Genomic DNA, 22,929 nt, shown 5'->3' with positions numbered 1-22,929 from the left:
TTTGAAAATCTCGACGGCGATGTCCGTAGAGTGCTTGCATCCGGGCTCGTACCAGACGATATGCAGGAACAACACAATCTAGCCAAAGGACGGTGGCGGCACACGCTTATCAGGCTCGCGTTGATGGCGGCGAGCCTCGCGCTATGCACCGCGTTGCCGTTCGGCCATGCGCAAGCGGAAACCACGTCTCAGGTATCTCAAGCGTCTCCAGCGCAACTAGCACCTCAGGCCGCCGACACGCCCGTTCTTCCCTCTCCCGCCGATATCGTCGCGACCTTGCGTGCGCAATTCCGCGTCTCAGCCGCCGATGCGCTGACGATCGCGCAAGCCGTTCTCACGGAAGCCAACCGCTATTCGATGTCGCCCGTGCTGCTGTTGTCGGTGATGGCCGTCGAATCAGGCTTCGATCCGCGCGCCGTGAGCACGCTCGGAGCGCGCGGGCTGATGCAGGTGCTGCCCGCCGCGCATCCGCGTGCGTTCTCCAACGTGAAGGAACTCGACGATCCCGCCATCAACGTGCGCATCGGCTCGTCGATTCTGCGCGGCTATCTGGATGCTGCCGGCGGCGATATCGATGCCGCGCTGTGGCGCTATAGCGGCGGCGGGAAAGGGTATGCGCGCCGTGTGGCGGTGCATATGCGGCGGTTCAGTGCGGTGTTGAGCAGCAACGCGCAGCCGGTCGTGAAGGTATCCGCGGACACGCTACCCTGACCTCACCCCTCCAGCGTCATCAACTGCCGGGCGAGCGCATGCGCGTGCGGCGTGAGCGCGGAAAAAACCCGCGCACACAGATGCAGACGCCGCGTCGTCCATGCCTCCGACAACGGCAACACGACGATATCCGCATCGCCCAGCGACTGCGTGCAGGCCGCAGGCAGAATCGCGATGCCCACGCCCGCAGCGATCAGGCGGCCCAGATCCGCGACATTGCGCAGGCGCACGCGGTACTGCAGCTGTCGTCCGAGCCGCGACGCGCGATCCGCCAGATGACGCTCCAGCGCCGCATCGGACAAACCCACGAACGCTTCATCGACGATATCGGCAAACGCAACCCGTTCGTCGTTCGCCACGCGATGCGCGCGGCTCGCGGCCACCACCAGTTGATCGTCGGCGATCACATGCGTCTGCAGCGCAGCAAGATCGGCGATATCCGCGACGATGCCGAGATCCGCGCGCCCTTCGGCGACGGCCCGCACGATGTCCGCGCTCGGACGCTCGTCGATATCGACGGAAAGATCGGGGTGCGCGGTGAGGAAGCGGCAAAGCTGTTCGGGCAGGAACGACGCGAGCGCCGCCGTGTTCGACATCAGATGCACGCGGCCCTTGAGGCCCTTCGCGTAGTTGCGCAGTTCGCCGCGCATCTGCTCGATCTGCCCGACGATCAGCCGCGCGTGACGCACGAGCGCCTCGCCGGCGGGCGTCGCGCGCACGCCGCGCCGCGTGCGTTCGAGCAGCGGCGCGCCCAGCGCGGACTCCATGCCGGAGATGCGCTCGCTCGCGGAAGCGAGTGCGAGATGCATCGCCTGCGCGCCGCGCGTGAGGCTGCCATGCTCGACGACCATCAGGAATAGCCGCAGGTCAGTGAGGTCGAAACGCGACGTGGTCGTCATCTTCGTCTAAGGCGAACTCTGGCATCGGAGAATCCCGATTGTATCCGCGAAGCGCGCGCCGCTATGATCCGTCGGATGAACAATCTATTCTTCGTAGCGGGCGCCGGGCTGCTTGCGGGCGGCATGAATGCGCTGGCTGGCGGCGGCTCTTTCGTCACGCTGCCGGCGCTGATCGCGGCCGGCGTGCCTTCGGTTCAGGCGAACGCATCGAGCACCGTCGCGCTCTTTCCGGGCGGGCTTGCGAGCGCGTGGGCGTATCGCGACGGGCTCGGGCCGATCGGCGCCGTGTCGTTGCGCGCGCTGCTGTTCACGACGCTCGTCGGCGGGATATGCGGCGCATTGCTGTTGCTGCTCACGCCGTCGAAGACCTTCGATATCGTCGTGCCGTGGCTGTTGCTCGTCGCGACCGTCGCGCTCGCGTTCGGCCGGCGCTTCGGCGAATGGATGCGCGCGCGCTGGCACATCGGGCGAGCGGCCGTGCTCGTCGTGCAGTTTGCGCTGGGTGTGTATGGCGGCTATTTCGGCGGCGCGGTCGGCATCATGATGATGGCCGTGTGGGGACTGCTCGATAGCCGCGAGCTAAAGCTGCTCAACGCGCCGCGCACGCTGCTGGTGAGTGCGGCCAATACGATGGCCGTCGTCGCTTTCATCGTCGCGCGGGCGGTGCATTGGCCGGAGACGATCGTTATGCTTATCGGGGCGTTGATTGGGGGATATGGCGGCGCAATGGTGGGGCGTCGTGCGTCCGCGCCAGTTATACGCTATGGCACGTTGGTCGTTACGGCTTGCATTACGATTGCGTTTTTTGTGCGCGCGTATGGATCGGGAAGATGACTTTAGCTGCGACGCGTGGCGTGGGCGCGGTGAGTACGATAAGGTTCTAAGAAGGGGTTGTAGTTTGTGTCCATGTGGGCGGTTCGGCTTTGCGCTGGCATCCGCGTTTTGCCTTCGTGGCGCGGCCGGTTTGGTTTGTTCTTTCGCTGGCATCCGCGCTTTGCCTTCGTGCTTCACGCGTCGCCCCTGTGCGGGGCGGCACCTACTTTTCTTTGCCGCCGCAAAGAAAAGTAGGCAAAAGAAAGCGGCTAACACCGCCAGCTCTTGTGTTTGCCTGAGGGACCCCAACCGGTCTTATGCTTCACACGGCAACGTCTCTGCTGGCGCGCGTTGCCAACGCTTCGAATGAACGCCTCACCCGCTTCGGATACCCGTACTCGGGCCAGCGGCAGCGAATGATATGTGCCGCCCAGGTGGCAAACTGTGTGTAGGTTGTCGCGGCGTACACGTAAGCGCTCTTACATGGTGGGACGCGTGCGCTATCGGTCCGGAGTGAGGCGTATGTGGCGCGACGGCCTACACACAGTTTGCCACCTGGGCGGCAGTGGAATATCTGGCACGGCATGCTGCGACGCGGGCGCGTGAAGTGGGTGATGCGCACCGCAAGAGCGCTGGCAACGAACATGAGTCACGTGGTTGCCGTGTGAAGCGTAGGACCGGTTGGGGGCCCTCAGGCAAACACAAGAATTAGCGGTGTGAGCCGCTTTCTTTTGCCTACTTTTCTTTGCGGCGGCAAAGAAAAGTAGGTGCCGCCCCGCACAGGGGCGACGCATGAAGCGCGAAGGCAAAGCGCGGATGCCACCGAAAGAACAAATCAAACCGGCCGCGCCACGAAGACAAATCGCGGATTCCAGCGCAAACCCCAAAAAACCAAACCAGCCGCGCCGCCCGCTCAGCCTGCATGCCCCTGCCGATGCGGCGGCTGCTGCGCCTCGTCTACGTGCGGCGAACGTTTGTGATCGCGCGGGCCCACGTCGTGTCCACTCTGCCCGGCCACCCTTGCCGATCCCGACTGCGAACGATGCTCCGCGTGCCGCGCAGGCGCACCATCGTGACGATCCGGCCGATGCGTGTCACGCACATACGCGGAACGCTCGCCATGCGAATGCGGACGATGCTCGTCCCGACGCGGCGGCATTGCCGCATGCACGGGCGGACGCCCACCACGATGAGCCATCTCGACGCGCAAATGCTCACGTCGGCGGAACACTTCGGCACGGCGGTCGCCACGCGCATAGAAATGCCGATGACGCTTGCCATCCGGGCCCACCACCCACAAATACGTGCTGCCACCCACGAACACCACGTCGCGATCGATAACGCCCGCAATATAGACATCGCTCGGCGCAGACACATAAACAGGCTGCGCAGGCGCGCGCACCACAACAGCGGGCGGCGGTGGCGGCGGCGCCTGAACGGCAACGACAGCGGGCTGCGGCCTTGGCCGCGCGGGCGCTGCGGAGATCTGCTGCTCGCTGGTGACGCAACCGGCTAACGTCGCGAATGCGGCAACCGCCGCTAAAGATGTGGCCAGCTTCATCGTGTTCAAATGCGGCTCCCCGTTTTATGTGGTCGTTCTGATTCGCCCGCATTAACGGCAAAGTCTTACAGAAGCTTTAGCGCGACAGGTAGATGGCCGCATGGCCGCCGCCTGTATCATCGGCCTGTGTCGATCTGCGACACCCCGCGCGAGCACAACGCAATGCCTTCGAGGAGCACCGCGTGAACGTCAGTGAAGCCGTCACCAGCCGCAAATCCGTCCGCCAGTTTCTTTCGACGCCCGTTCCACCCGACGCAATCCGCCGCGTGCTCGCCACCGCCGCGCGCTCGCCGTCGGGCGGCAATCTGCAGCCCTGGCATATCCACGTGGTAGGCGGCGACGCGCTCGCGCGCCTCAAGCACATCATGCGCGAACGCGTCACGGATGCGCCTGGCGGCGAAGAGATGGAGTACGACGTCTATCCGCCTGGCCTTCACTCGCCGTATCGCGAGCGGCGCTTTCAGGTGGGCGAAGATCTTTACCGCAGCATCGGTGTTGCGCGTGAAAACCGGCCCGCGCGCCTCGCGCAGTTCGCGCGCAACTTCACTTTCTTCGATGCACCGCTCGCGCTCTTTTGCACCGTCGACCGGCGCATGGGCCCGCCGCAATGGGCCGATCTCGGCATGTTCATGCAGACTGTCATGCTGCTGTTGCGCGAAGAAGCGCTGCATAGCTGCCCGCAGGAATGCTGGGCGCAGTACCCGCAGACGATCGGCGCGTTTCTCGACCTGCCCGCCGACCGCATGCTGTTCAGCGGCATGGCGATCGGCTACGAAGATACGGATGCCGCGATCAACCAGTGGCGCTCGCAGCGCACGCCGCTGGACGAATTCGCGCAGTTCATCGGCGTCTGACTATCAGCAGAAAACCGTCACGACCCCATCGCGGGCATGAAGTTGAACGACGGTGTACGCATCATCTTTCCTTGTGGCCCACGCCGGGCCGCTCATGTTGCCAATACGACTGCTACGACTTTCGGAGATCCGGCAACCGTATTCCGTACCGCGCTCGATGAAAGCGCATGCAGAAAAGCAGGCTGCCGTCGCGTTTCGCGCTTTGATGCGAAAATCATGGTTTCCTGAAGCCAACACGAGTGCATCCGATGTTCGAAGCCACCATCAATACCGCGCTGCCCAAGGCCGAGTTCTATCAGGAACTGGCGTCGCAGGCGCGGTCGCTGCTCGAAGGCGAATCCAATCAGATCGCCAATGCGGCCAATCTGTCGGCGCTGATCTTTCACAGCCTGCCGGAGTTGAACTGGGCAGGTTTTTATTTCGCGCTCGACGGCGAGCTGGTCGTCGGTCCGTTTCAGGGCAAGCCCGCCTGCGTGCGTATTCCGATGGGCCGTGGCGTATGCGGCCGCGCAGCCGAAACGCGTGAGACGCAGGTCGTGCCGGATGTCGATGCGTTTCCCGGGCATATCGCGTGCGATTCGGCGTCGCGCTCGGAGATTGTGATTCCGCTGCAAAAGGCGAATGGCGAACTGTTCGGCGTGCTCGATATCGACAGCCCTGTGCTGGCGCGCTTCGACGACGAAGACCGCCGTGGGCTGGAAGAAGTCGCGCGGATTTTCGTCGCGTCGCTGCGCTGAAAAACTGGACACCTGACGGGTTCCGCCTCTTCCCCAGCACGAAGCATTTGCACTAAGATCGCGATCACATCGTCTCTTCCGGGTGAAACGCGGTGGATCTCAACGACGTCCGCATCTTTGTCAGCGTCGTCCAGACTGGCAGTCTCATGAACGCGGCCAGCCGGATGGGCGTGCCGCTCGCCACCATCAGCCGGCGCATTCGCGCGCTGGAAAAAGAGCTGAACGTGCAACTGCTGGAGCGTTCGGCGCGCGGCACCCGGCTCACCGATGCCGGCGCGCGGCTCTACCAGCATGCGAGTCTCGGCGTCGAGATTCTGAAAGACGGCGAGGAAGCCGTCGCCTCCGATCAGGCCATGCTCAAAGGCCGGCTGCGCCTGTCGCTGCCGCCCGCGTTCGATATCTGGTGGGATCTCCTGCACGACTTTCAGCGCCGCTACCCTGACATCCGCGTGCATGTGTACACGACCGAACGGCGCGTCGATCTGATCGAGGAAGGCATCGACGTGGCGTTGCGCGTCGGCGCGATTGCGCATGAAGCGATGGTCGCGCGGCGCATGCTGTCGTATCGTCACGTGCTGGTTGCGAGTCCGCAACTGATCGAGCGCTTCGGCATGCCGCACGAACCGTCCGCGCTCACCCGTCTGCCCTGCGCGCTCTGGAACCGCGCGCCCAATGACGCCAACACATGGCAGCTCGGCAAGACGACGGTCGAACCGCACATCGTGCTGACCACCAACGACTACGCGCAGCTTCGTTATCGCGCGCTGAACGGCGAGTTCGTCACTGAGATTCCGCCCTTTCTCGCCGCCGAGCCGATCCGGCAAGGACGGCTCGTCCCGCTTCTGCCGTCGTATCCGTTGCCGGATCAGCAGGTCAATCTGCTGTATCCGTCGCATCGGCATCCTTCCGCCATCGTGCGGACCTATCTCGAGTTCTGTCAGTCGCGCATTGCGTGGTTCGTGGATCAATGCGCGATCGAATGGAAATCTGCCTTACAGGAAGCGTCCCCGTACGATTCTCTCGCGCAGTCGAAATAAAAGCCCCGAAGGCCGTTCGGCCTTCGGGGCAGGTTCAGCGCGAGCCGCAACAGCCCTCAGATGCTATGCAAAGCGCATTTCACCGCGCCTTGCCCGCCGATTCGAGCGCAGCCGCCACGCCTTGTCCATACGCGGGATCGGCCTTCGTGCAGTGCTCGACGTGCAGCTTCCGGATCGGCTCCGACACGCCCGTCAGGGCACGCGCGGTGTTGTCGAACAACGTCTGCTGCTGCGCCGGCGACATCAGGCGGAACAGATTGCCCGGCTGCGAAAAGTAGTCATCGTCGGTGCGGTGGTTCCAGTGGTCGGCGGCGCCTTCGATCGATAGCGGCGGCTCGCTGAAGTCCGGCTGATCGAGCCATTCGCCGCGCGTATTCGGGTTATATGGCGTCGCGCCGCCCATGTTGCCGTCGACGCGCATCGAGCCGTCGCGGTGATAGCTATGCACCGGGCACCTCGGCGCATTCACGGGAATCAGGCTGTGGTTCACGCCCAGGCGATAGCGTTGCGCGTCGCCGTACGAGAACAGGCGGCCTTGCAGCATCTTGTCCGGCGAGAAGCTGATGCCCGGCACCACGTTCGCGGGATTGAACGCGGACTGCTCGACATCGGCGAAATGATTGTCCGCGTTGCGGTTCAATTCCATCACGCCCACTTCGATCAGCGGGTAATCCTTCTTCGGCCAGATCTTGGTCAGATCGAACGGGTTGTACGGGGTCTTCGACGCATCCGCTTCCGGCATCACCTGCACGTACATCGTCCACTTCGGGAATTCGTTGGCTTCGATCGATTCGTACAGGTCGCGATGTGAGCTCTCGCGGTCCGCGCCGACGAGCGCCGTGGCTTCCGCATCCGACAGGTTCTCGATGCCCTGCTGCGTGTGCAGATGGAACTTCACCCAGAAGCGTTCCTTGTCAGCGTTGATGAAGCTGAACGTATGGCTGCCGAAACCATGCATATGACGGAACGACTTCGGAATGCCGCGATCGCTCATCACGATCGTGATCTGATGCAGCGCTTCGGGCAGTTGCGTCCAGAAGTCCCAGTTGCTTTCTGCGCTGCGCAGGCCCGAGCGTGGGTCGCGCTTGATCGCGTGGTTCAGGTCCGGAAATTTCAGCGGATCGCGCAGGAAGAACACGGGCGTGTTGTTGCCGACGAGATCCCAGTTGCCTTCGTCCGTATAGAACTTCACGGCGAAGCCGCGGATGTCGCGCTCGGCATCGGCTGCGCCGCGCTCGCCCGCGACCGTCGAGAAACGCGCGAACAGTTCCGTCTTCTTGCCGATCTGCGAAAAGATCTTGGCGCGCGTGTACTTCGAAATGTCATGCGTGACCGTGAACGTGCCGAATGCGCCCGAGCCTTTCGCATGCATGCGGCGCTCGGGAATCACCTCGCGGTCGAAGTGCGCGAGCTTCTCGAGGAACCACACGTCCTGCAGCAATGCCGGGCCGCGCGGGCCCGCCGTCTGGGTGTTCTGATTGTCTACAACGGGTGCGCCAAAAGCAGTCGTCAGCTTGTTCACGTCTAGCCCTCCAACACTTATAGGAAGCTCCGGGGACGCGCCACCGGATCGTACTGTGGGATTTCCAGCGACTGCGGTCGCCATGGCAGATCGGCAACCGCTGTCTCTGGAGGCGAAATCGGGGACGGTCATGCCGTCGTCATGTCGGTCTGCGCAGCGCTCACAACGCGCGGACCGGTTGCTGCGGGAGCGATCTTAGCGCCATTCGAACAAGCGAGCAGAGAAGGGGCGAGCCTTGAGTTGCAAGGCATGCAGCGCGTGCAAGAAGTGCTGCCGGAAGCGGATGACGGATGAATGACGTTCAATGCACGCCGGGTCAAAGTGCTATGAGTTTGCGGAATCCGATAAAAATTTTAAGTTAGCGCTCGCTTTATTGTCCCTGTCATATACGTACCAGATTGCCGGACTTTGACAGATAACTAACGAATAAGACGCTGAACGACACTCGATGTCCACCGCATTCGCCCACACAGTCGAAGCAAGCTTCGCGACGCTCACGCCCACGGCTAAGCGCATCGCCAGCTACATGCTGGCGAATCTCGAACGCCTCGGCCTCGAAACGGCGGACCAGATCGCGCATCAGACGGGCACGAGCGGGATATCGGTGGGGCGCTTTCTGCGCAGCGTCGGCTATCGCAATCTCGACGACCTGAAGCGCGAGTTGCGCGGCGCACAATCGCGTCCGTGGTTCATCACCGACCGGCTCGACGCTTACCGCAGCGAGCGCGATGACAGTAGCGACAGCAGCGCGAACGGCGTCGATGCGGGCAATGCGGGCGATGCCACCACCGTGCGCTCGCTCGATCTCGAAGTCGATGCCATCCGCTACGTGTATCAACTTGCGCAAGGCGAGACCTTCGCGCGCATTGCGCAGCGCATTGCCGAAGCGGATGCCGTGTTCATTCTCGGCATCCAATCGACGCGCGGCATTTCCAACGCGTTCTACAGCTACCTGGAGTACCTGCGCCCGCGCGTGTTCTATTCGGACGGCATGTCCGGCTCGTACGTCGACTCGCTCAATTCGGAGTTCGCGTCGCCGTATCTGATCGTCACCGACACGCGTGCCTATTCGCGCATCGCGCGGCGCTATTGCGAAGCGGCGACGCGGCGCGAATTGCCGTTTGCACTCATCACCGATCTCTATTGCCCATGGGCGCGCGAATTTCCCAGCGACCTGATTCAGGTGAAGACGGACGTTGGCCAGTTCTGGGATTCGCTTGCGCCGCTCACGTGTCTGTTCAATCTGCTATTGACATCGATTGTTGAACGATTGGGTCCGGCTATCGACCAACGTGTTGCGCGCAACCGAGAGTTGCAGCGCGAACTCGATCAATTCGACCTCTGATTCTCATGACCGATACCCCACAACTAATACATGTCACGCCGGAAACGCATGGCGTCGAACTCGACCTCGCCTATGCGACCGCCAATAACTTCATCGGCAAGCCGATCTACAAGGAAGCGCACTGCCTGTTGCTCGCGCCCGCCGAAACGGGCTTGCGCAAGGCGGTCGAACTCGCGGCCAGCATCGGCATGAAGCTGCGCATTTTCGATGCGTACCGTCCGCCGCAGGCGCAAAAGGTTCTGTGGGACTTCTTGCCCGATCCGACCTATATCGCGGAACTCGGGCGCGGCTCGAATCATAGCCGCGGCACGGCACTCGATCTGACCTTGATCGACAGCCATGGCGAAGCGCTCGACATGGGCACCGGCTTCGACGCGATGGTCAAGGAGTCCGAGCATTTTCACAAAGGGCTGCCGCAGCATGTGCAGCGCAACCGCTTGCTGTTGCTCGGCATCATGCACGCGTCCGGCTTCACGCATATTGCGAGCGAGTGGTGGCATTACGAAATACCCGGCTCGCGCGCGCTGCCCATCATCGACAACAGCGAAAGCGGCCCGTTGAAGCTGATGTAGTCCACGCTTTTTTTGCAGCCTTCCCACGCATGTTCCCTCTCGATACGGAGCGAGTATGAATCTGGTTCTGCGCAATGCGCTAGCGGCAGTGGCCGTCGTCTCGGCACTAACGCTTACGATGACGACAACAAGCACCGCATTGGCGGCCACGCCGAAAGACATGCTGGTGATCGCCACCACGCTCGACGAGTTTTCGACGCTCGATCCGGGCGAAGTGTACGAGCTGGTGCCCGAGGAATATGTCGCGAACACGTACGACCGCCTAGTGCGCGTCGATCTGAAAGACCCGTCGAAATTCAACGGCGACGTCGCGCAGTCGTGGACGGTCAGCCCGGACGGTTTGACGTTCACGTTCAAGATTCGGCCGGACCTCAAGTTCCATTCGGGCAACCCGCTCACGGCCGACGACGTCGCATGGTCGATCCAGCGCTGCGTGCTGCTCGACAAGGGCGCGGCCGCGGTGCTGCAAGGCATAGGCCTGACGAAGGACAACGCGCTGCAAAACGTCAAGAAGATCGACGACTCGACCGTCAGCATCACGACCGACCAGAAATACGCGCCCACGTTCGTGCTCAACGTGCTAGGCGCGTGGCCTGCATCCGTGCTCGACAAGAAGCTGCTGCTGTCGCACCAGAAAGGCAATGATTTCGGCAACGAATGGCTGCGCACGAACGAGGCCGGCTCCGGCGCGTACAAGCTCGTCAAATGGACGGCGAACGACAGCATCATCCTGCAGAAGTACGACGGCTACCGGATGCCGCTGGCAATGAAGCGCATCGTGATGCGCCATGTGCCGGAAGCCTCGAGCCAGCGCCTGCTGCTCGAAAACGGCGACGCGGACGTCGCGCGCAATCTCAGCCCCGACGATCTCGCCACGCTCACCAAGGGCAACAAGGTGACCGTGACGTCCGTGCCGCAGGCCACGCTGCTCTATCTCGGCCTCAACGTGAAGAACCCGAATCTCGCTAAGCCGGAAGTGCAGGAAGCCATGAAATGGCTGATCGATTACGACGGCATCCAGAAGAACGTGACGAAGAACACCTTCAAGGTTCATCAGACGTTCCTGCCGGAAGGCTTTCTCGGTGCGCTGAACAGTAATCCGTATCATCAAGACGTGGCGAAAGCGAAGGCGCTGCTTGCGAAAGCCGGCTTGCCGAACGGGTTCAAAGTGACGATGGACGTGCGCAGCGCGTATCCGTACAACGAAATCGCGCAGGCCGTACAGGCCAATCTCGCGCAAGGCGGCATCAAGGTCGAGATCATTCCGGGCGACAACAAGCAGACGCTCGCAAAGTACCGCGCGCGCCAGCACGATATTTATATCGGCGAATGGTCGGCGGACTACATCGACCCGCACAGCAATGCGCAAGGCTACGCGTGGAATCCCGACAACTCCGACAAGTCTTCGTACAAGATGCTTGCGTGGCGTAATTCGTGGGACATTCCCGATCTCACGAAAGAGACCAACGCGGCACTCGCTGAATCGTCGCCGGCCAATCGCGCGCAGCTCTATCAAACGATGCAGAAGGAAATGCTCGCGAAGTCGCCGTTCGTCATCATGTTCCAGCAGGTGTCGCAAGTGGCGATGCGTCCGGGCGTGTCGGGACTCGAAGTCGGCCCGATCAACGATCTCGTGTCGTATCTGCACGTGAAGAAGCAATAGGCACGCGGCAGATATGTCGACACCGCTCACTCCCATCGACCAGATCCGCGCTGCGTCCGCGCGCAGCGCAAGCTTGCGCTGGACGTTGCGCGTGCTGCGCTGGGTGCTCACACTCGCCATCACGTTCACGGGCCTGCTGGCCGTGACCTTCGTGATCGGCCGCAAGGTGCCGATCGACCCCGTGCTCGCGATACTCGGCGACCGCGCGTCGGCGAGCGCGTATGCGGCCGCGCGCATCCAGCTCGGTCTCGACAAGCCGCTGGCCGAGCAGTTCTTCATCTATGTGAGCGCGGTGCTGCACGGCGATCTCGGCGTATCGCTGCTGACAGCCAACCCGGTGATCGACGATATCAAGCGCGTGTTCCCCGCGACGCTCGAACTCGCGACACTGTCGACGATCATCGGCGTGCTGGTCGGCGTGCCGCTCGGCGTGATTGCGGCTGTCCGGCATAACCGCTGGATCGATCATGTGGCGCGTTTCATCGGCTTGATCGGCAGTTCGGTGCCGGTGTTCTGGCTCGGCTTGATGGGATTGCTGCTGTTCTATGCGAAGCTGCATTGGGTATCGGGACCGGGAAGGCTCGACCCAGTATTCGACGGCATGGTCGATACGCGAACGGGCAGCCTGTTGATCGATTCATTGATCGCGGGCGAATGGGATGTGTTCTTCAATGCGCTGTCGCATATCGCATTACCCGCCGCGATACTCGGTTACTACTCGGTCGCGTACCTGAGCCGGATGACGCGCTCGTTCATGCTCGACCAGTTGAATCAGGAGTACATCACCACGGCACGCGCCAAAGGTCTGTCCGAGCGGCGCGTCGTATGGGTGCATGCGTTCGGCAATATAGCGGTGCCGCTGCTCACGGTGATCGCGCTCTCGTACAGCTTTCTGCTCGAAGGTTCGGTGTTGACGGAAATCGTCTTTGCGTGGCCGGGCATTGGCTCGTATCTGACGGGCGCCTTGCTCAACGCCGACATGAATGCCGTACTCGGCAGTACGCTCGTGATCGGCATCACCTTCATCGCGTTGAATCTGCTGACCGACGCGCTCTATCGCGTGTTCGATCCGCGCGCCCGCTGATGCAACGGAGACTTTCGACGTGCGACCTCCTGTTGACCGTTCTACATCGGACTGGCCGATGAACGCGCCCCGTCCGACCTGGAAGGAATGGCTGCTGACGGACACGCCCGCATCGCGCCGGCAAGCCGCGCTCGGCCTTGCATACCGGCGCTGGCGGCGCTTCAGGGGCAATCCGCTGTCGGTGTTCGGCTTCTCGATCCTCGTGCTGCTCGTGATCGTCGCGATCATCGGGCCGTGGATCGCGCCGCACGACCCGTTGATACAGGTGCTGTCCGACCGGCTGTTGCCGCCCGGCTCGGCGTCTCACTGGCTCGGCACCGATCAGCTCGGCCGCGATATTCTCTCGCGCATCATTTACGGGTCGCGGCTGACGCTCTCTATCGCGATACTCGTCGTGGTGGTCGTCGTGCCCATCGGCCTCCTGATCGGCACGACGGCGGGCTTCTTCGGCGGCTGGGTCGACAACGTACTGATGCGCGTGACCGACATCGCGCTCGCGTTTCCGAAGATCGTGCTCGCGCTCGCCTTCGCCGCCGCCTTGGGGCCGGGTGTGTTCAATGCCGTGATCGCCATTTCGATTACGGCATGGCCCGCGTATGCGCGGCTCGCGCGCGCCGAGACATTGCGCCTGGTGCAGACCGACTTCATTCACGTTGCACGCCTGCAAGGCGCGTCTAACCTGCGCATTCTGCTGCGCTATATCGTGCCGCTTTGTTCGTCGTCGGTGATCGTGCGCGCGACGCTCGATATGGCGGGCATCATTCTGACCGTCGCGGGACTCGGCTTTCTCGGACTCGGCGCGCAGCCGCCGAGTCCCGAATGGGGCTTCATGGTCGCATCGGGCCGCAACGTGCTGCTCGATTCGTGGTGGGTCGCGACCATTCCGGGCTTCGCGATTCTGCTCGTGAGCCTCGCGTTCAATCTGCTCGGCGATGGATTGCGCGATGTTTTCGATCCGCGTCATGGAGACTGACATGAGCACGCACGACACGACGCCCGCATTGTGCGAAATCGACGATCTGCGCATTGCGTTCCGCACGCACGACGGCACGATGAACGAAGCGGTGCGTGGTCTTTCGCTGACGCTGAACAAGGGCGAGCGGCTTGGCATTGTCGGCGAGTCCGGGTCGGGTAAATCGTTGACGGGTCGCGCGCTGCTGGGATTGTTGCCGCCCGCCGCGCATTGCACGGCCAAGACGATGCGCTTCGATGGAAGCGATCTGCTCGACATGCGCGCCGACAAGCGCCGGAAGTTGTGTGGCCAGCAGATGGGCATGATCCTGCAAGACCCGAAATACTCGCTGAACCCGGTGATGACCGTGGCACAGCAGATGCGCGAAGCGTTCGCGCTGCACGAGCCGAAGCTCGGCCGGCGCGCGATGCGCGAGAAGATCATCGCCGCGCTCGAAGCCGTGCATATTCGCAACCCGGAGCGCGTGGTGGATTCGTATCCGCACGAACTCTCGGGCGGCATGGGGCAGCGCGTGATGATCGCGATGATGGTATCGACGGGGCCGCGCCTGTTGATCGCCGACGAACCGACTAGCGCGCTCGACGTGTTGGTATCGATGCAGGTACTCGCCGTGCTCGATGAAATGATCGCGAAACATGATACTGGCCTCATCTTCATCAGCCACGATCTGCCGCTCGTGATGTCGTTCTGCGACCGCGTCGTGGTGATGTACGCGGGGCGCGTCGTCGAAACCTGCGCGGCGCGCGATCTCGTTCATGCGCAGCATCCGTATACACGCGGCTTGTTGGCGGCGAATCCGCCGCTTGCGAATCCGCCTGCCGAGTTGCCCGTTCTCTCGCGCGATCCCGCATGGCTCAACGATGTGCAAGGAGCATCCGCATGATCGACGTCGATGCAGTGACCGTTCGCTTCAAGACGGCCGCAGGCGCTGTCGACGCGGTGCGCAATGTGAGCTTTCATGTCGCGCAAGGCGAAGTGTTCGGTCTTGTCGGCGAGTCGGGTTCCGGCAAGTCGACGATCTTGCGTGCATTGAGTGGGCTCACGCCGATCGCGCAAGGCACGATGCGTATCGCACAGCACGAGCAAGCGACGCAAAAGCGCGATGTGCAAATGGTGTTTCAGGACCCGTATGGCTCGCTGCATCCGCGCTTCACCGTCGATCAGACGTTGCGCGAGCCGTTGCGCATCAATGGCATCGATCGGCATGAAGAGCGCATTGTCAATGCGCTGCGCGAAGTGGGGTTGAATGCGTCGTTCCGGTTTCGCTATCCGCATCAGTTGTCGGGCGGGCAAAGGCAACGGGTTGCGATTGCGCGTGCATTGATCGTGGAGCCGCGTGTGCTGCTGCTCGACGAGCCGACCTCGGCGCTAGATGTCTCCGTGCAGGCCGAAATATTGAACCTGCTCAAGCGCTTGCATCAAGAGCGTAATCTGACGATGATTCTTGTGAGTCACAATCTGGCCGTGGTCGGTTTCTTGTGTTCGCGCGTCGCGATTATGCGTAATGGCGAGATCGTCGAGGAGCTTGATATCGAGCGCGTTCGCGCGCAGCAGGTTGAGAGTGAATATTCGCGTAGTCTGCTGCTCGCGACGGGGGGTTATCGGCGGAAGGCCGTGGAGGCGATGGGGGTCGATACTTCGCTGTGAGTGAGTATGTTCCGGGTTGTGGTGGCGTTTGGGTTTTTGTTCTTTACGCTGGCATCCGCGTTATGCCTTCGTGCTTCATGCGTCGCCCCTGTGCGGGGCGGCACCTACTTTTCTTTGCCGCCGCAAAGAAAAGTAGGCAAAAGAAAGCGGCTCACACCGCCAGCTCGTATTCTTGCCTGAGGGCCCCCAACTGGTCCCACGCTTCACACGGCACCGCACTCGTTCACGCGCGTTGCCAACGCTTCGAATGAACGCCTCACCCGCTTCGGACACCCGCACAAAGGCTGGCGGCAGCGAATGAGTAGTGCCGCCCAGGTGGCAAACTGTGTGTAGGTTGTCGCGTCGTATAGCTTGGCGCTCTTACGTGGTGGCATGCATGCGCTATCGGTCCGAAGTGAAGCGTGTGCAGTGCTACGGCCTACACACAGTTTGCCACCTGGGCGGCAGTGGATTATCTGGCGCGGCATGTGGCGACGCGGGCGCGTGAAGCGGGTGAGGCGTTCGTTCGAAGCGTTGGCAACAAGCATGGGTCACGTGGTTGCCGTGTGAAGCGTGGGACCAGTTGGGGGCCCTCAGGCAAGAAGAAATGTTGGCGGTGTGAGCCGCTTTCTTTTGCCTACTTTTCTTTGCGGCGGCAAAGAAAAGTAGGTGCCGCCCCGCACAGGGGCGACGCTTGAACGGCAAACACCACATCGCGGATGCCAGCGAAAACCCAAAAAACCAAACCGGCCGCGCCACGAAAACAAAACGCGGATGCCACCGCAAACAAAAAAGCACAACGGCAAACCGCTTCACTCCACGGCTGGCGTCAATTCGACCGCTTCGACACCCGATGCCCGCACACGCCCCGCCACTACGAACACACCCGCCGCAGCAATCATCGCCGGCACCGCAAGCAAACTGAACACCGATCCAAACTGCCACCCCATGCCCATCAAAGCAGCGCCAACGAGCGCACCCGCCACGCCACCGATACGCCCCACACCAAGCATCCACGCAACGCCCGTAGCACGCCCTTGAGTCGGATAGAAACTCGCAGCAAGCGCTGACATCGACGTCACAGCAGACGTCACGACCGTGCCCGTCAAAAAGATCAGCGTACCGAGCCAAACCTGGTGTCCAAGGCCGCGCCCCACGAGCATAACCAGCACGGCAGCCATGACATACGTGCACGCGATCACGCGATTCGCCCTAAAGCGGTCCATCAACCAGCCGACACTCAGATTGCCGAGCACGCCACCAAGCGGAAACAGCGAAGTCATCAGCGCGGCGTTTTGCCCCGAGAAGCCAGTGTCCTTGAAGAGCATAGGCAACCAGTTGGTCAGCAGGTAATAGATCAACAGTCCCATGAAATACGCGAGCCACAGCATCAGCGTGCCAAAGCGGAAACGCGACGAGAGCACCACGCGCAATGCAGATTCGCGATGTTCCGCGACCTGCTCACCCGTTACGAACCGGCATTCGCGGAGACGCACATCCATTGCGATACGCGAAAGAACCCGCGCGATACGCGCATCGCCGCGCTTCCTCGTCACCATGAATTGCGCGGATTCAGGCAGCAGCAGAATGAGCACGAGCGTCAACGCGATCGGTCCAACACCGCCTGCAACCAGCACGCTATGCCAGCCGAAATGCGGAATGAGCCACGCGGACGCGATACCGCCAATCGCAAGTCCGCACGAAAAGCCGCAGAACATTGCATTCACAGCGACGGCGCGAATGCGGGCCGGCGCATATTCGGACATCAACGTAACCGCATTGGGCATCGCGGCGCCGAGTCCAAGCCCCGTCATGAAGCGCAGCGCCGTCAACGATTCAATCGAATCCGCGCGTGCCGCAGCGAGGCTCCAAACGCCAAAGAAAAACACCGATAAAACCAGCACCGTTTTGCGTCCAACGCGATCGGCAAGCGGCCCCGCGCCCAATGCACCGATGCCCAACCCGACGAGCGCGGCGCTCATCACGGGCCCCAGCGCCGCACGCGAAACACCCCAGTCCTGCACCAGCGAAGGCGCGATAAAGCCGACTGCGGCCGTGTCGAAGCCATCGGCCGCGACGACCAGAAAGCACAGGACGAGTATCATCCATTGAAAAGGCGAAAAACGTTGGCTGTCGATGAAGTCCTGCACATCGACCGTGTGTTTGGGCTGCTGCATTGCGTGTCTCCTTGAATGCGTCTGACGCTTCTCGCGCATGTATGTGATGTCGCTGCCTGTTCTTTTTCTTCTATCGCAGTGCGGTAAGGCTCCTGAATTCGACGCGCCGGATAATCCTGCTTTCCTGCGCGACGATCAGATGCGCCGATGCCTGCAAATAAGCGGGCCATTCCGGGTCCGCATCGCGTGCGGTGCGGCGCTGGTCGTAATCGCCAATGCTCTCGTAGCCCCACAGATGCACGACCTGGTTGAGCGCACCGATATCGCTCATATAGAAACCGACCGGCGCGCCGAGGTACTTCAATTGAATCGGCATCGCGAGACGATCGAATACTTCGATGAATTCCGCCATGCCGCGCGGGCGGATCGTGTAGATGCGATGATCGATGAAGGGTTTGCCGCTGCTCATGGTTCTGTCCTCTATACCGTTTCGGATTGCCGCTTCTTTTGCGCATTCGTCGCGTTGTCCGCGATACCCGCAAGGCGTCGTCCCGTGATGTAGCCGAAGGTCATGATCGGGCCGAGCGTGATGCCCGCGCCTGGATAGTTGCCGCCCATCACGCTCGCGCGGTCGTTGCCGACTGCGTACAGCCCGTCGATCACGGCGCCGCATGCATCCAGCACTTCTCCCGTGACAGCCGTCGTGATGCCGTCGAACGTTCCCAGGTCGCCCATCACGACTTTGAGCGCGTAGAAAGGCCCGTTGCCGATTGGCGCGACGCATGGATTGGGCTTGCATTCGGGATCGGCGAGATAGCGGTTGAACGATGTCGAACCGCGCCCAAACTCGGGGTCTTCGCCGCGCGCTGCGCTTTCGTTGTAGATGCGTACGGTGACTTCGAGCGCTGCGGCATCGATGCCCGCGCGTTGCGCGAGTTCGGCAAGCGTGCGCCCTTTGACGAGATAACCATTGCGCAGCAGCGGCCCCAATGGCACCGGCGCCGGCTTCGCGTAACCAAGCCCATACTTGCGAATCGTCGCGTGATCGCAGATCAGCCACATCGCCGTATCTTTTTCGCCGCGACATGCTTCGATCATTGCCGCGCCGACGTCGTGATACGAATTCGCTTCGTTCGTAAAGCGCTTGCCCTTGCGCGTCACGCCGATAATGCCCGGCTTGTAGCGATCCAGCAGATGCGGAAACACGCCGAACGTGCCGTCGCGCATCGGCACGCGCGATACGGGCATCCACGCAGCGGGCTGCGGATAACGTATGGGCACCTGAGCGCCGACGCTTTCGGCCATGCGTGCGCCGTCGCCCGTGTTGCCTTTCGGCACGGGCGAACAATGCTCGCCGCCGCGCATCACATGCGGATACGCTTTGGCAATGCGCGCGACGTCGTGCGAGAAGCCGCCGCATGCAAGCACGACGCCACGCCGCGCGGTGATACGCATCTCGCCTTGTGGACCTTTGACGATCGCGCCTGTCACGCGCTTATCTGAGAGCGTGAGTTCTTGCGCAGCCGTATTCGTGTGGATCGGAATGCCTAGCGAAAGCGCCGTTTTCGCGAGCCGCGCCGCAAGCGCATTGCCGCTGGTAATCTGCACGCCGCGCCGGTAAAGCGCGAGATCCTTCAGATGGCTCGCCAGGCGCTTCGCCACATAGGCGGCGGACTTGATAGAGCGCGTCGCGTTGAAGAAATGCTTGAGGTCGGCATTCGACGAATTGAACATCATGCCGATGAACGTGATCGTCTTTAGGGGCGGACGCAGACGCACAATGTCGTCGCCAAGTCCTCGCGCGTCAAACGGTGCAGCGACCACCGAGCGGCCGATATCGACGCCGCCTTGCACATCCGGGTGATAGTCGGGATAAAGCGTCGGCACGAATTTGACTTCCGTTTCGCGCTCGAAGAAATCGAGCATGTGCGGGCCGGTGTCGAGGAATGCATGGACGGCCGCTTCGTCGTAGAAAGCGCCTGTCTCGTTGCGCATATACGTCTTCGCAGCCTCGCGCGTATCGTTCACGCCGTTCGCGCACGCGTGCCGGTTGCCCGGTATCCACAGCACGCCGCCCGAGAATGCCGTCGTGCCGCCGAAATACGCTTCCTTTTCGATCACGACGACATCGAGCCCGTGCTTGCGCGCCGTGATCGCCGTCGATAATCCGCCTGCGCCCGAACCGATGACGAGTACATCGCACGTCAACGGCGCGGGTGAATGGGTGTTGGAATTCATGATGACTGTCTCCTGCCGAATGTCTTTTGGTCTCTAGCGCGCCGGGTTGGCCTTTGCGTCATAACCGGGTCGCGGCACCAGATCCATCAGCATGCATTCCAGTCCGCCGTCGACGACGAGTTCCGTGCCGTTCACATAGCTCGCGCGTGGGCTCGCAAGAAAGGCGACCACTTCCGCGATATCGACCGGCTCACCGATGCGGCGGCTTGCCGTCATCGCGCTGCGGCGCTGTTCGACATCGCCTTGTTCGTAGAAAGACGCCGACAACGGCGTACGGATCATCCCCGGACAAACCGCGTTGCTGCGAACGCCGCGCGGTCCCCACTCGGCCGCAATCTGCTTCGACAGCATCGTGACGGCTGCTTTGCCGGGGCTATAAGCACCGCTCCAGGTCTGCGGATGATGCGCAGCCACCGACGCGACGTGCACGATGCTGCCCGCGCCCTTGCGCAACATCGCGCGGCCGAATGCCTGCGAGCACAGCATGTAACCGGTGAGATTGACTTGCAGCATTGCGTTCCATGCATCGAGCGCAATGTCTTCGATTCCGCCCGGCCGCAACAGCCCCGCATTGTTGACGAGCACATCCACAGCGCCGAGTTTTTCTCCGACGCTTGCCGCTGCCGCTTCGACGCTTTTCGCATCGCCGATATCGCACGCGAATGCAAACGCTTCGATGCCGTTTGCGCCGAGTGTCTGTGCGAGGTCTTCGCACTTGCCTGCTTCGCGGTCCAGCAATGCGAGACGCGCGCCGCTCTCACCGAGCACTTTCGCAATCGCACTGCCTATGCCGCCCGCTGCGCCCGTGACGACACAGACCTTGTCATTCAGAGCGAGCCATTCAGCGCCATTTTGTTTAGTCATCCAAATCTCCATGTACTGATCTTTATCGACGAACCCAGAAATGGTTCGTTCGATTCATGGAGAAAAGTATAGGGACGCGCCGCTCGTCCAGATTGGACAAAGGGCACGCATCGCAGGACAATCCGTACACGGCAGAGGAAACAGCATGAGGAAAATCCCTAACTACGATTTGTACGGCGAATCCGCGCGGCCGCCGTGGTTCGACGCGTTCAATTTCGAGTGGATTGCCGAGCGCAGCCGGCCCAACGACTGGCATATCGCCGCGCATCGGCATGACGCGTTGCTACAGGTTCTGTACATTCGGAGCGGCAGCGGGCATGTCGTGATCGAAAGCGAGAAGCACGCGCTCGCGCCGCCGTGCATCGTCGTTTTGCCCGCACAAACCGTGCATGGTTTTGTGTTTTCGCCCGATATCGACGGGCTGGTGATTACGGCTGCGCAGCGCGCGCTGGAGTCGATTTCGAAGGCGGTGTCGCCGGGTCTGCTGCCCGTATTTCAGCGCGCTGCCGTGATTCCCGTGAAGGCGTCAGCGGGCGACGACACATTGATGCCGCTTTTTACGCTGCTCGAACAGGAGTACCGCGGCAATGCACGCGGTCATATCGCTGCGGGCATGTCGTTGATGATTGCACTTTTCGTGCAAGTAGCGAGATTGGGCGATGCGGCGGCGATGCCCGCGACGAGCGCCGTCGCCGACCGTCGAAGCGGGCAGATCAAGCGGTTTCGCGAACTGGTTGCCGCGCATTTCCGCGAGCATCGGACTGTCGAGTTCTACGCGGAAAAGCTCGGCATTACGACGGCGCAGCTAAGCCGCATTTGCCGCGACGAACTCGGCCATTCGCCGATGTCGCTCGTGAATGAGCATCTGATACGCGAAGCACAGCGCGATCTCGTCTATTCGGGCCTGACGATCAAGCAGATCGCGCACGCGCTCGGCTTTGAGGACGCGGCGTATTTCAGCCGCTATTTTCGCAAGCAGACGGGCGCGACGCCGAAAGAATTCCAGGCCGCCGCGCACACCGATCTGTCATTGAACTGAATGCAGGCCGCTTATACCGGCACCGCGCCGACGTAGTTCTCAGCCATCGAAATCGCCGCGCTGCGCGAGGTCGTCACGTGCTCGAGTTCCGCGACCTGCAATTGCTGTTCGAACGGCGACGCATCGTCGAGACGGTGCATCATGCGCGTCATCCAGTACGAGAAATGTTCTGCGCGCCAGATGCGCTTGAGCGCCGTTTCGCTATAGCTATTCAGCAAGTCGTTGCGGTCTTCCTTGTAGAACGCGCGCAATGCGTCGGACAGAATGCGCACGTCGGAGACGGCCAGATTCAGGCCTTTCGCGCCCGTCGGCGGCACGATATGCGCGGCGTCGCCCGCAAGGAACAGGCGGCCGTGCTGCATCGTCGTCGATACGAAGCTGCGCATGCCCACAATATTCTTCTGGAAGATCTTGCCTTCTACAACCTTGTGGCCGTCGTCGGAGTCGACGCGCGCGTGCATCTCAGCCCAGATACGATCATCGGACCAGTTGTCGGCGGTATCTTTCGGATCGCATTGGAAGTACATGCGCTGCACATTCGGCGAACGGGTGCTGACGAGTGCGAAGCCGCGCTCATGGCGTGCGTAGATCAATTCATCCGATGAAGGCGGTGCTTCGACCAGAATACCGAACCAGCCGAACGGATACACACGCTGATAATCGCGGCGCAGTGCTTCGGGAATCGCGTTGCGCGAAATGCCCTGAGAGCCGTCGCAGCCCATGATGAAATCGCATTGCAGCTCATGCGCCTCGCCTTGATGGCGATAGCGAATAGTCGGCGTCGTGCCGTCGATATCGTGCAGGGACACGTCCGACACTTCGAATTTCAGCGCGCCTTGCGCCGCCACCCGTGCCGCGACGAGATCCTTGATGACTTCGTGCTGCGCATACACCGTGATCGCTTTGCCCGTGAGGTCAGTGAGATCGATACGGCGGCGCTTGCCTTCGAAAGCGAGCTCGAAACCATGATGCAGCGCGCCTTCTGCTTTCATGCGCTCGCCCACGCCTGTTTCCGTGAGCAGGTCCATCGTCCCCTGTTCGAGCACGCCAGCGCGTATCGTCGATTCGATCTGCTCGCGGCTGCGCGATTCGAGCACGACGGAATCGATACCTTGCAGATGGAGAAGATGGGAAAGAAGCAGTCCAGCGGGACCGGCGCCAATGATGCCGACTTGAGTACGCATAGGTGTCTCCTGAATACGTGTCTTTGATGTGCGTCAAAGTGTGCCGTCGGCGCCTCTATCGAGCAACGCAATAGCGTGAATAAGCGTTAT

Annotated in this window: 21 protein-coding genes; 13 read left to right on the top strand and 8 right to left on the bottom strand. The window is 61.7% G+C overall.

Annotation, left to right across the window (positions count from 1 at the left end; all coding sequences use genetic code 11):
• Positions 1-60 precede the first annotated feature (60 nt).
• A complete protein-coding gene (locus C2L64_RS19275; protein ID WP_238554737.1) occupies positions 61-711 on the top strand; it encodes a lytic transglycosylase domain-containing protein in 651 nt (216 codons plus the stop codon).
• Between the two features lie 2 nt (positions 712-713).
• Here the strand turns inward: C2L64_RS19275 and C2L64_RS19270 are convergent, their stop codons facing one another.
• Positions 714-1,610, bottom strand: a complete 897-nt coding sequence (locus C2L64_RS19270) for a LysR family transcriptional regulator (protein ID WP_007586778.1) — start codon at positions 1,608-1,610, stop codon at positions 714-716.
• A 75-nt stretch (positions 1,611-1,685) separates the two neighbouring features.
• Between C2L64_RS19270 and C2L64_RS19265 the strand changes: the two genes are divergently transcribed.
• Complete coding sequence (locus C2L64_RS19265) at positions 1,686-2,444, top strand: sulfite exporter TauE/SafE family protein (protein WP_007586780.1); 759 nt, start codon at positions 1,686-1,688, stop codon at positions 2,442-2,444.
• Between the two features lie 892 nt (positions 2,445-3,336).
• On the opposite strand, the gene C2L64_RS19260 is transcribed toward C2L64_RS19265, so the two are convergent.
• Positions 3,337-3,984, bottom strand: coding sequence for a hypothetical protein (locus C2L64_RS19260; protein WP_238554723.1), 648 nt, complete (start codon positions 3,982-3,984; stop codon positions 3,337-3,339).
• Between the two features lie 182 nt (positions 3,985-4,166).
• Between C2L64_RS19260 and C2L64_RS19255 the strand changes: the two genes are divergently transcribed.
• The 3 genes from C2L64_RS19255 (at position 4,167) to C2L64_RS19245 (ending at position 6,612) form a co-directional block, all read left to right on the top strand.
• Positions 4,167-4,838 (top strand): nitroreductase, encoded by a 672-nt coding sequence (locus C2L64_RS19255; protein ID WP_007586428.1) that lies wholly within the window; start codon positions 4,167-4,169, stop codon positions 4,836-4,838.
• A gap of 248 nt (positions 4,839-5,086) precedes the next feature.
• The gene (locus C2L64_RS19250) at positions 5,087-5,575 is read left to right on the top strand and encodes a GAF domain-containing protein (RefSeq protein ID WP_007586426.1); all 489 of its coding nucleotides are present in this window, start codon (positions 5,087-5,089) and stop codon (positions 5,573-5,575) included.
• Positions 5,576-5,667: 92 nt separating this feature from the next.
• Positions 5,668-6,612 carry a LysR family transcriptional regulator gene (locus C2L64_RS19245; protein WP_007586425.1) on the top strand — a complete coding sequence of 315 codons (945 nt, stop codon included), beginning with the start codon at positions 5,668-5,670 and terminating at the stop codon, positions 6,610-6,612.
• A gap of 79 nt (positions 6,613-6,691) precedes the next feature.
• Here C2L64_RS19245 and C2L64_RS19240 read toward each other — a convergent pair whose 3' ends face one another.
• Positions 6,692-8,134: a catalase gene (locus tag C2L64_RS19240; protein ID WP_007586423.1), complete on the bottom strand. Its 1,443-nt coding sequence runs from the start codon at positions 8,132-8,134 to the stop codon at positions 6,692-6,694.
• A gap of 448 nt (positions 8,135-8,582) precedes the next feature.
• On the opposite strand from C2L64_RS19240, the gene sapR reads away from it, so the two are divergent.
• From sapR to C2L64_RS19205, 7 genes are read left to right on the top strand one after another with little or no spacing between them, the layout of a single operon-like run.
• Positions 8,583-9,479 carry a sap1 transcriptional regulator SapR gene (gene sapR, locus C2L64_RS19235; protein WP_007586421.1) on the top strand — a complete coding sequence of 299 codons (897 nt, stop codon included), beginning with the start codon at positions 8,583-8,585 and terminating at the stop codon, positions 9,477-9,479.
• Positions 9,480-9,484: 5 nt separating this feature from the next.
• Positions 9,485-10,051: a D-alanyl-D-alanine dipeptidase gene (gene ddpX, locus C2L64_RS19230; RefSeq protein ID WP_007586419.1), complete on the top strand. Its 567-nt coding sequence runs from the start codon at positions 9,485-9,487 to the stop codon at positions 10,049-10,051.
• 55 nt (positions 10,052-10,106) lie between these two features.
• A complete protein-coding gene (locus tag C2L64_RS19225; protein WP_007586414.1) occupies positions 10,107-11,714 on the top strand; it encodes an ABC transporter substrate-binding protein in 1,608 nt (535 codons plus the stop codon).
• A 13-nt stretch (positions 11,715-11,727) separates the two neighbouring features.
• Positions 11,728-12,798: an ABC transporter permease gene (locus C2L64_RS19220; protein ID WP_007586411.1), complete on the top strand. Its 1,071-nt coding sequence runs from the start codon at positions 11,728-11,730 to the stop codon at positions 12,796-12,798.
• Positions 12,799-12,856: 58 nt separating this feature from the next.
• Positions 12,857-13,771, top strand: coding sequence for a nickel transporter permease (nikC, locus tag C2L64_RS19215; RefSeq protein ID WP_007586410.1), 915 nt, complete (start codon positions 12,857-12,859; stop codon positions 13,769-13,771).
• A 1-nt stretch (position 13,772) separates the two neighbouring features.
• Positions 13,773-14,654, top strand: coding sequence for an ABC transporter ATP-binding protein (locus C2L64_RS19210; protein WP_007586407.1), 882 nt, complete (start codon positions 13,773-13,775; stop codon positions 14,652-14,654).
• Positions 14,651-15,418, top strand: a complete 768-nt coding sequence (locus tag C2L64_RS19205) for an ABC transporter ATP-binding protein (RefSeq protein ID WP_007586405.1) — start codon at positions 14,651-14,653, stop codon at positions 15,416-15,418. Before C2L64_RS19210 ends, C2L64_RS19205 begins: the two co-directional genes overlap by 4 nt.
• Before the next feature lie 791 nt (positions 15,419-16,209).
• On the opposite strand, the gene C2L64_RS19200 is transcribed toward C2L64_RS19205, so the two are convergent.
• From C2L64_RS19200 to C2L64_RS19185, 4 genes are all read right to left on the bottom strand, one after another.
• Positions 16,210-17,574, bottom strand: a complete 1,365-nt coding sequence (locus tag C2L64_RS19200) for an MFS transporter (protein WP_007586403.1) — start codon at positions 17,572-17,574, stop codon at positions 16,210-16,212.
• A gap of 70 nt (positions 17,575-17,644) precedes the next feature.
• Positions 17,645-17,983: an NIPSNAP family protein gene (locus tag C2L64_RS19195; RefSeq protein ID WP_007586401.1), complete on the bottom strand. Its 339-nt coding sequence runs from the start codon at positions 17,981-17,983 to the stop codon at positions 17,645-17,647.
• Between the two features lie 11 nt (positions 17,984-17,994).
• Positions 17,995-19,752 carry an FAD-dependent oxidoreductase gene (locus C2L64_RS19190; protein WP_007586399.1) on the bottom strand — a complete coding sequence of 586 codons (1,758 nt, stop codon included), beginning with the start codon at positions 19,750-19,752 and terminating at the stop codon, positions 17,995-17,997.
• Positions 19,753-19,785: 33 nt separating this feature from the next.
• Positions 19,786-20,616, bottom strand: a complete 831-nt coding sequence (locus C2L64_RS19185; protein WP_007586398.1) for an SDR family NAD(P)-dependent oxidoreductase — start codon at positions 20,614-20,616, stop codon at positions 19,786-19,788.
• Positions 20,617-20,761: 145 nt separating this feature from the next.
• Between C2L64_RS19185 and C2L64_RS19180 the strand changes: the two genes are divergently transcribed.
• Positions 20,762-21,655: a helix-turn-helix domain-containing protein gene (locus tag C2L64_RS19180; protein WP_039901134.1), complete on the top strand. Its 894-nt coding sequence runs from the start codon at positions 20,762-20,764 to the stop codon at positions 21,653-21,655.
• Between the two features lie 11 nt (positions 21,656-21,666).
• Here C2L64_RS19180 and C2L64_RS19175 read toward each other — a convergent pair whose 3' ends face one another.
• Entirely contained in the window at positions 21,667-22,839 is a 1,173-nt protein-coding gene (locus tag C2L64_RS19175) for a 4-hydroxybenzoate 3-monooxygenase (RefSeq protein WP_007586395.1), read from the bottom strand.
• Between the last annotated feature and the right edge of the window lie 90 nt (positions 22,840-22,929).

The sequence above is a fragment of the Paraburkholderia hospita genome, from assembly GCF_002902965.1.
Lineage (GTDB): Bacteria > Pseudomonadota > Gammaproteobacteria > Burkholderiales > Burkholderiaceae > Paraburkholderia > Paraburkholderia hospita.
This window is presented reverse-complemented; position numbering and strand designations above follow the sequence as displayed.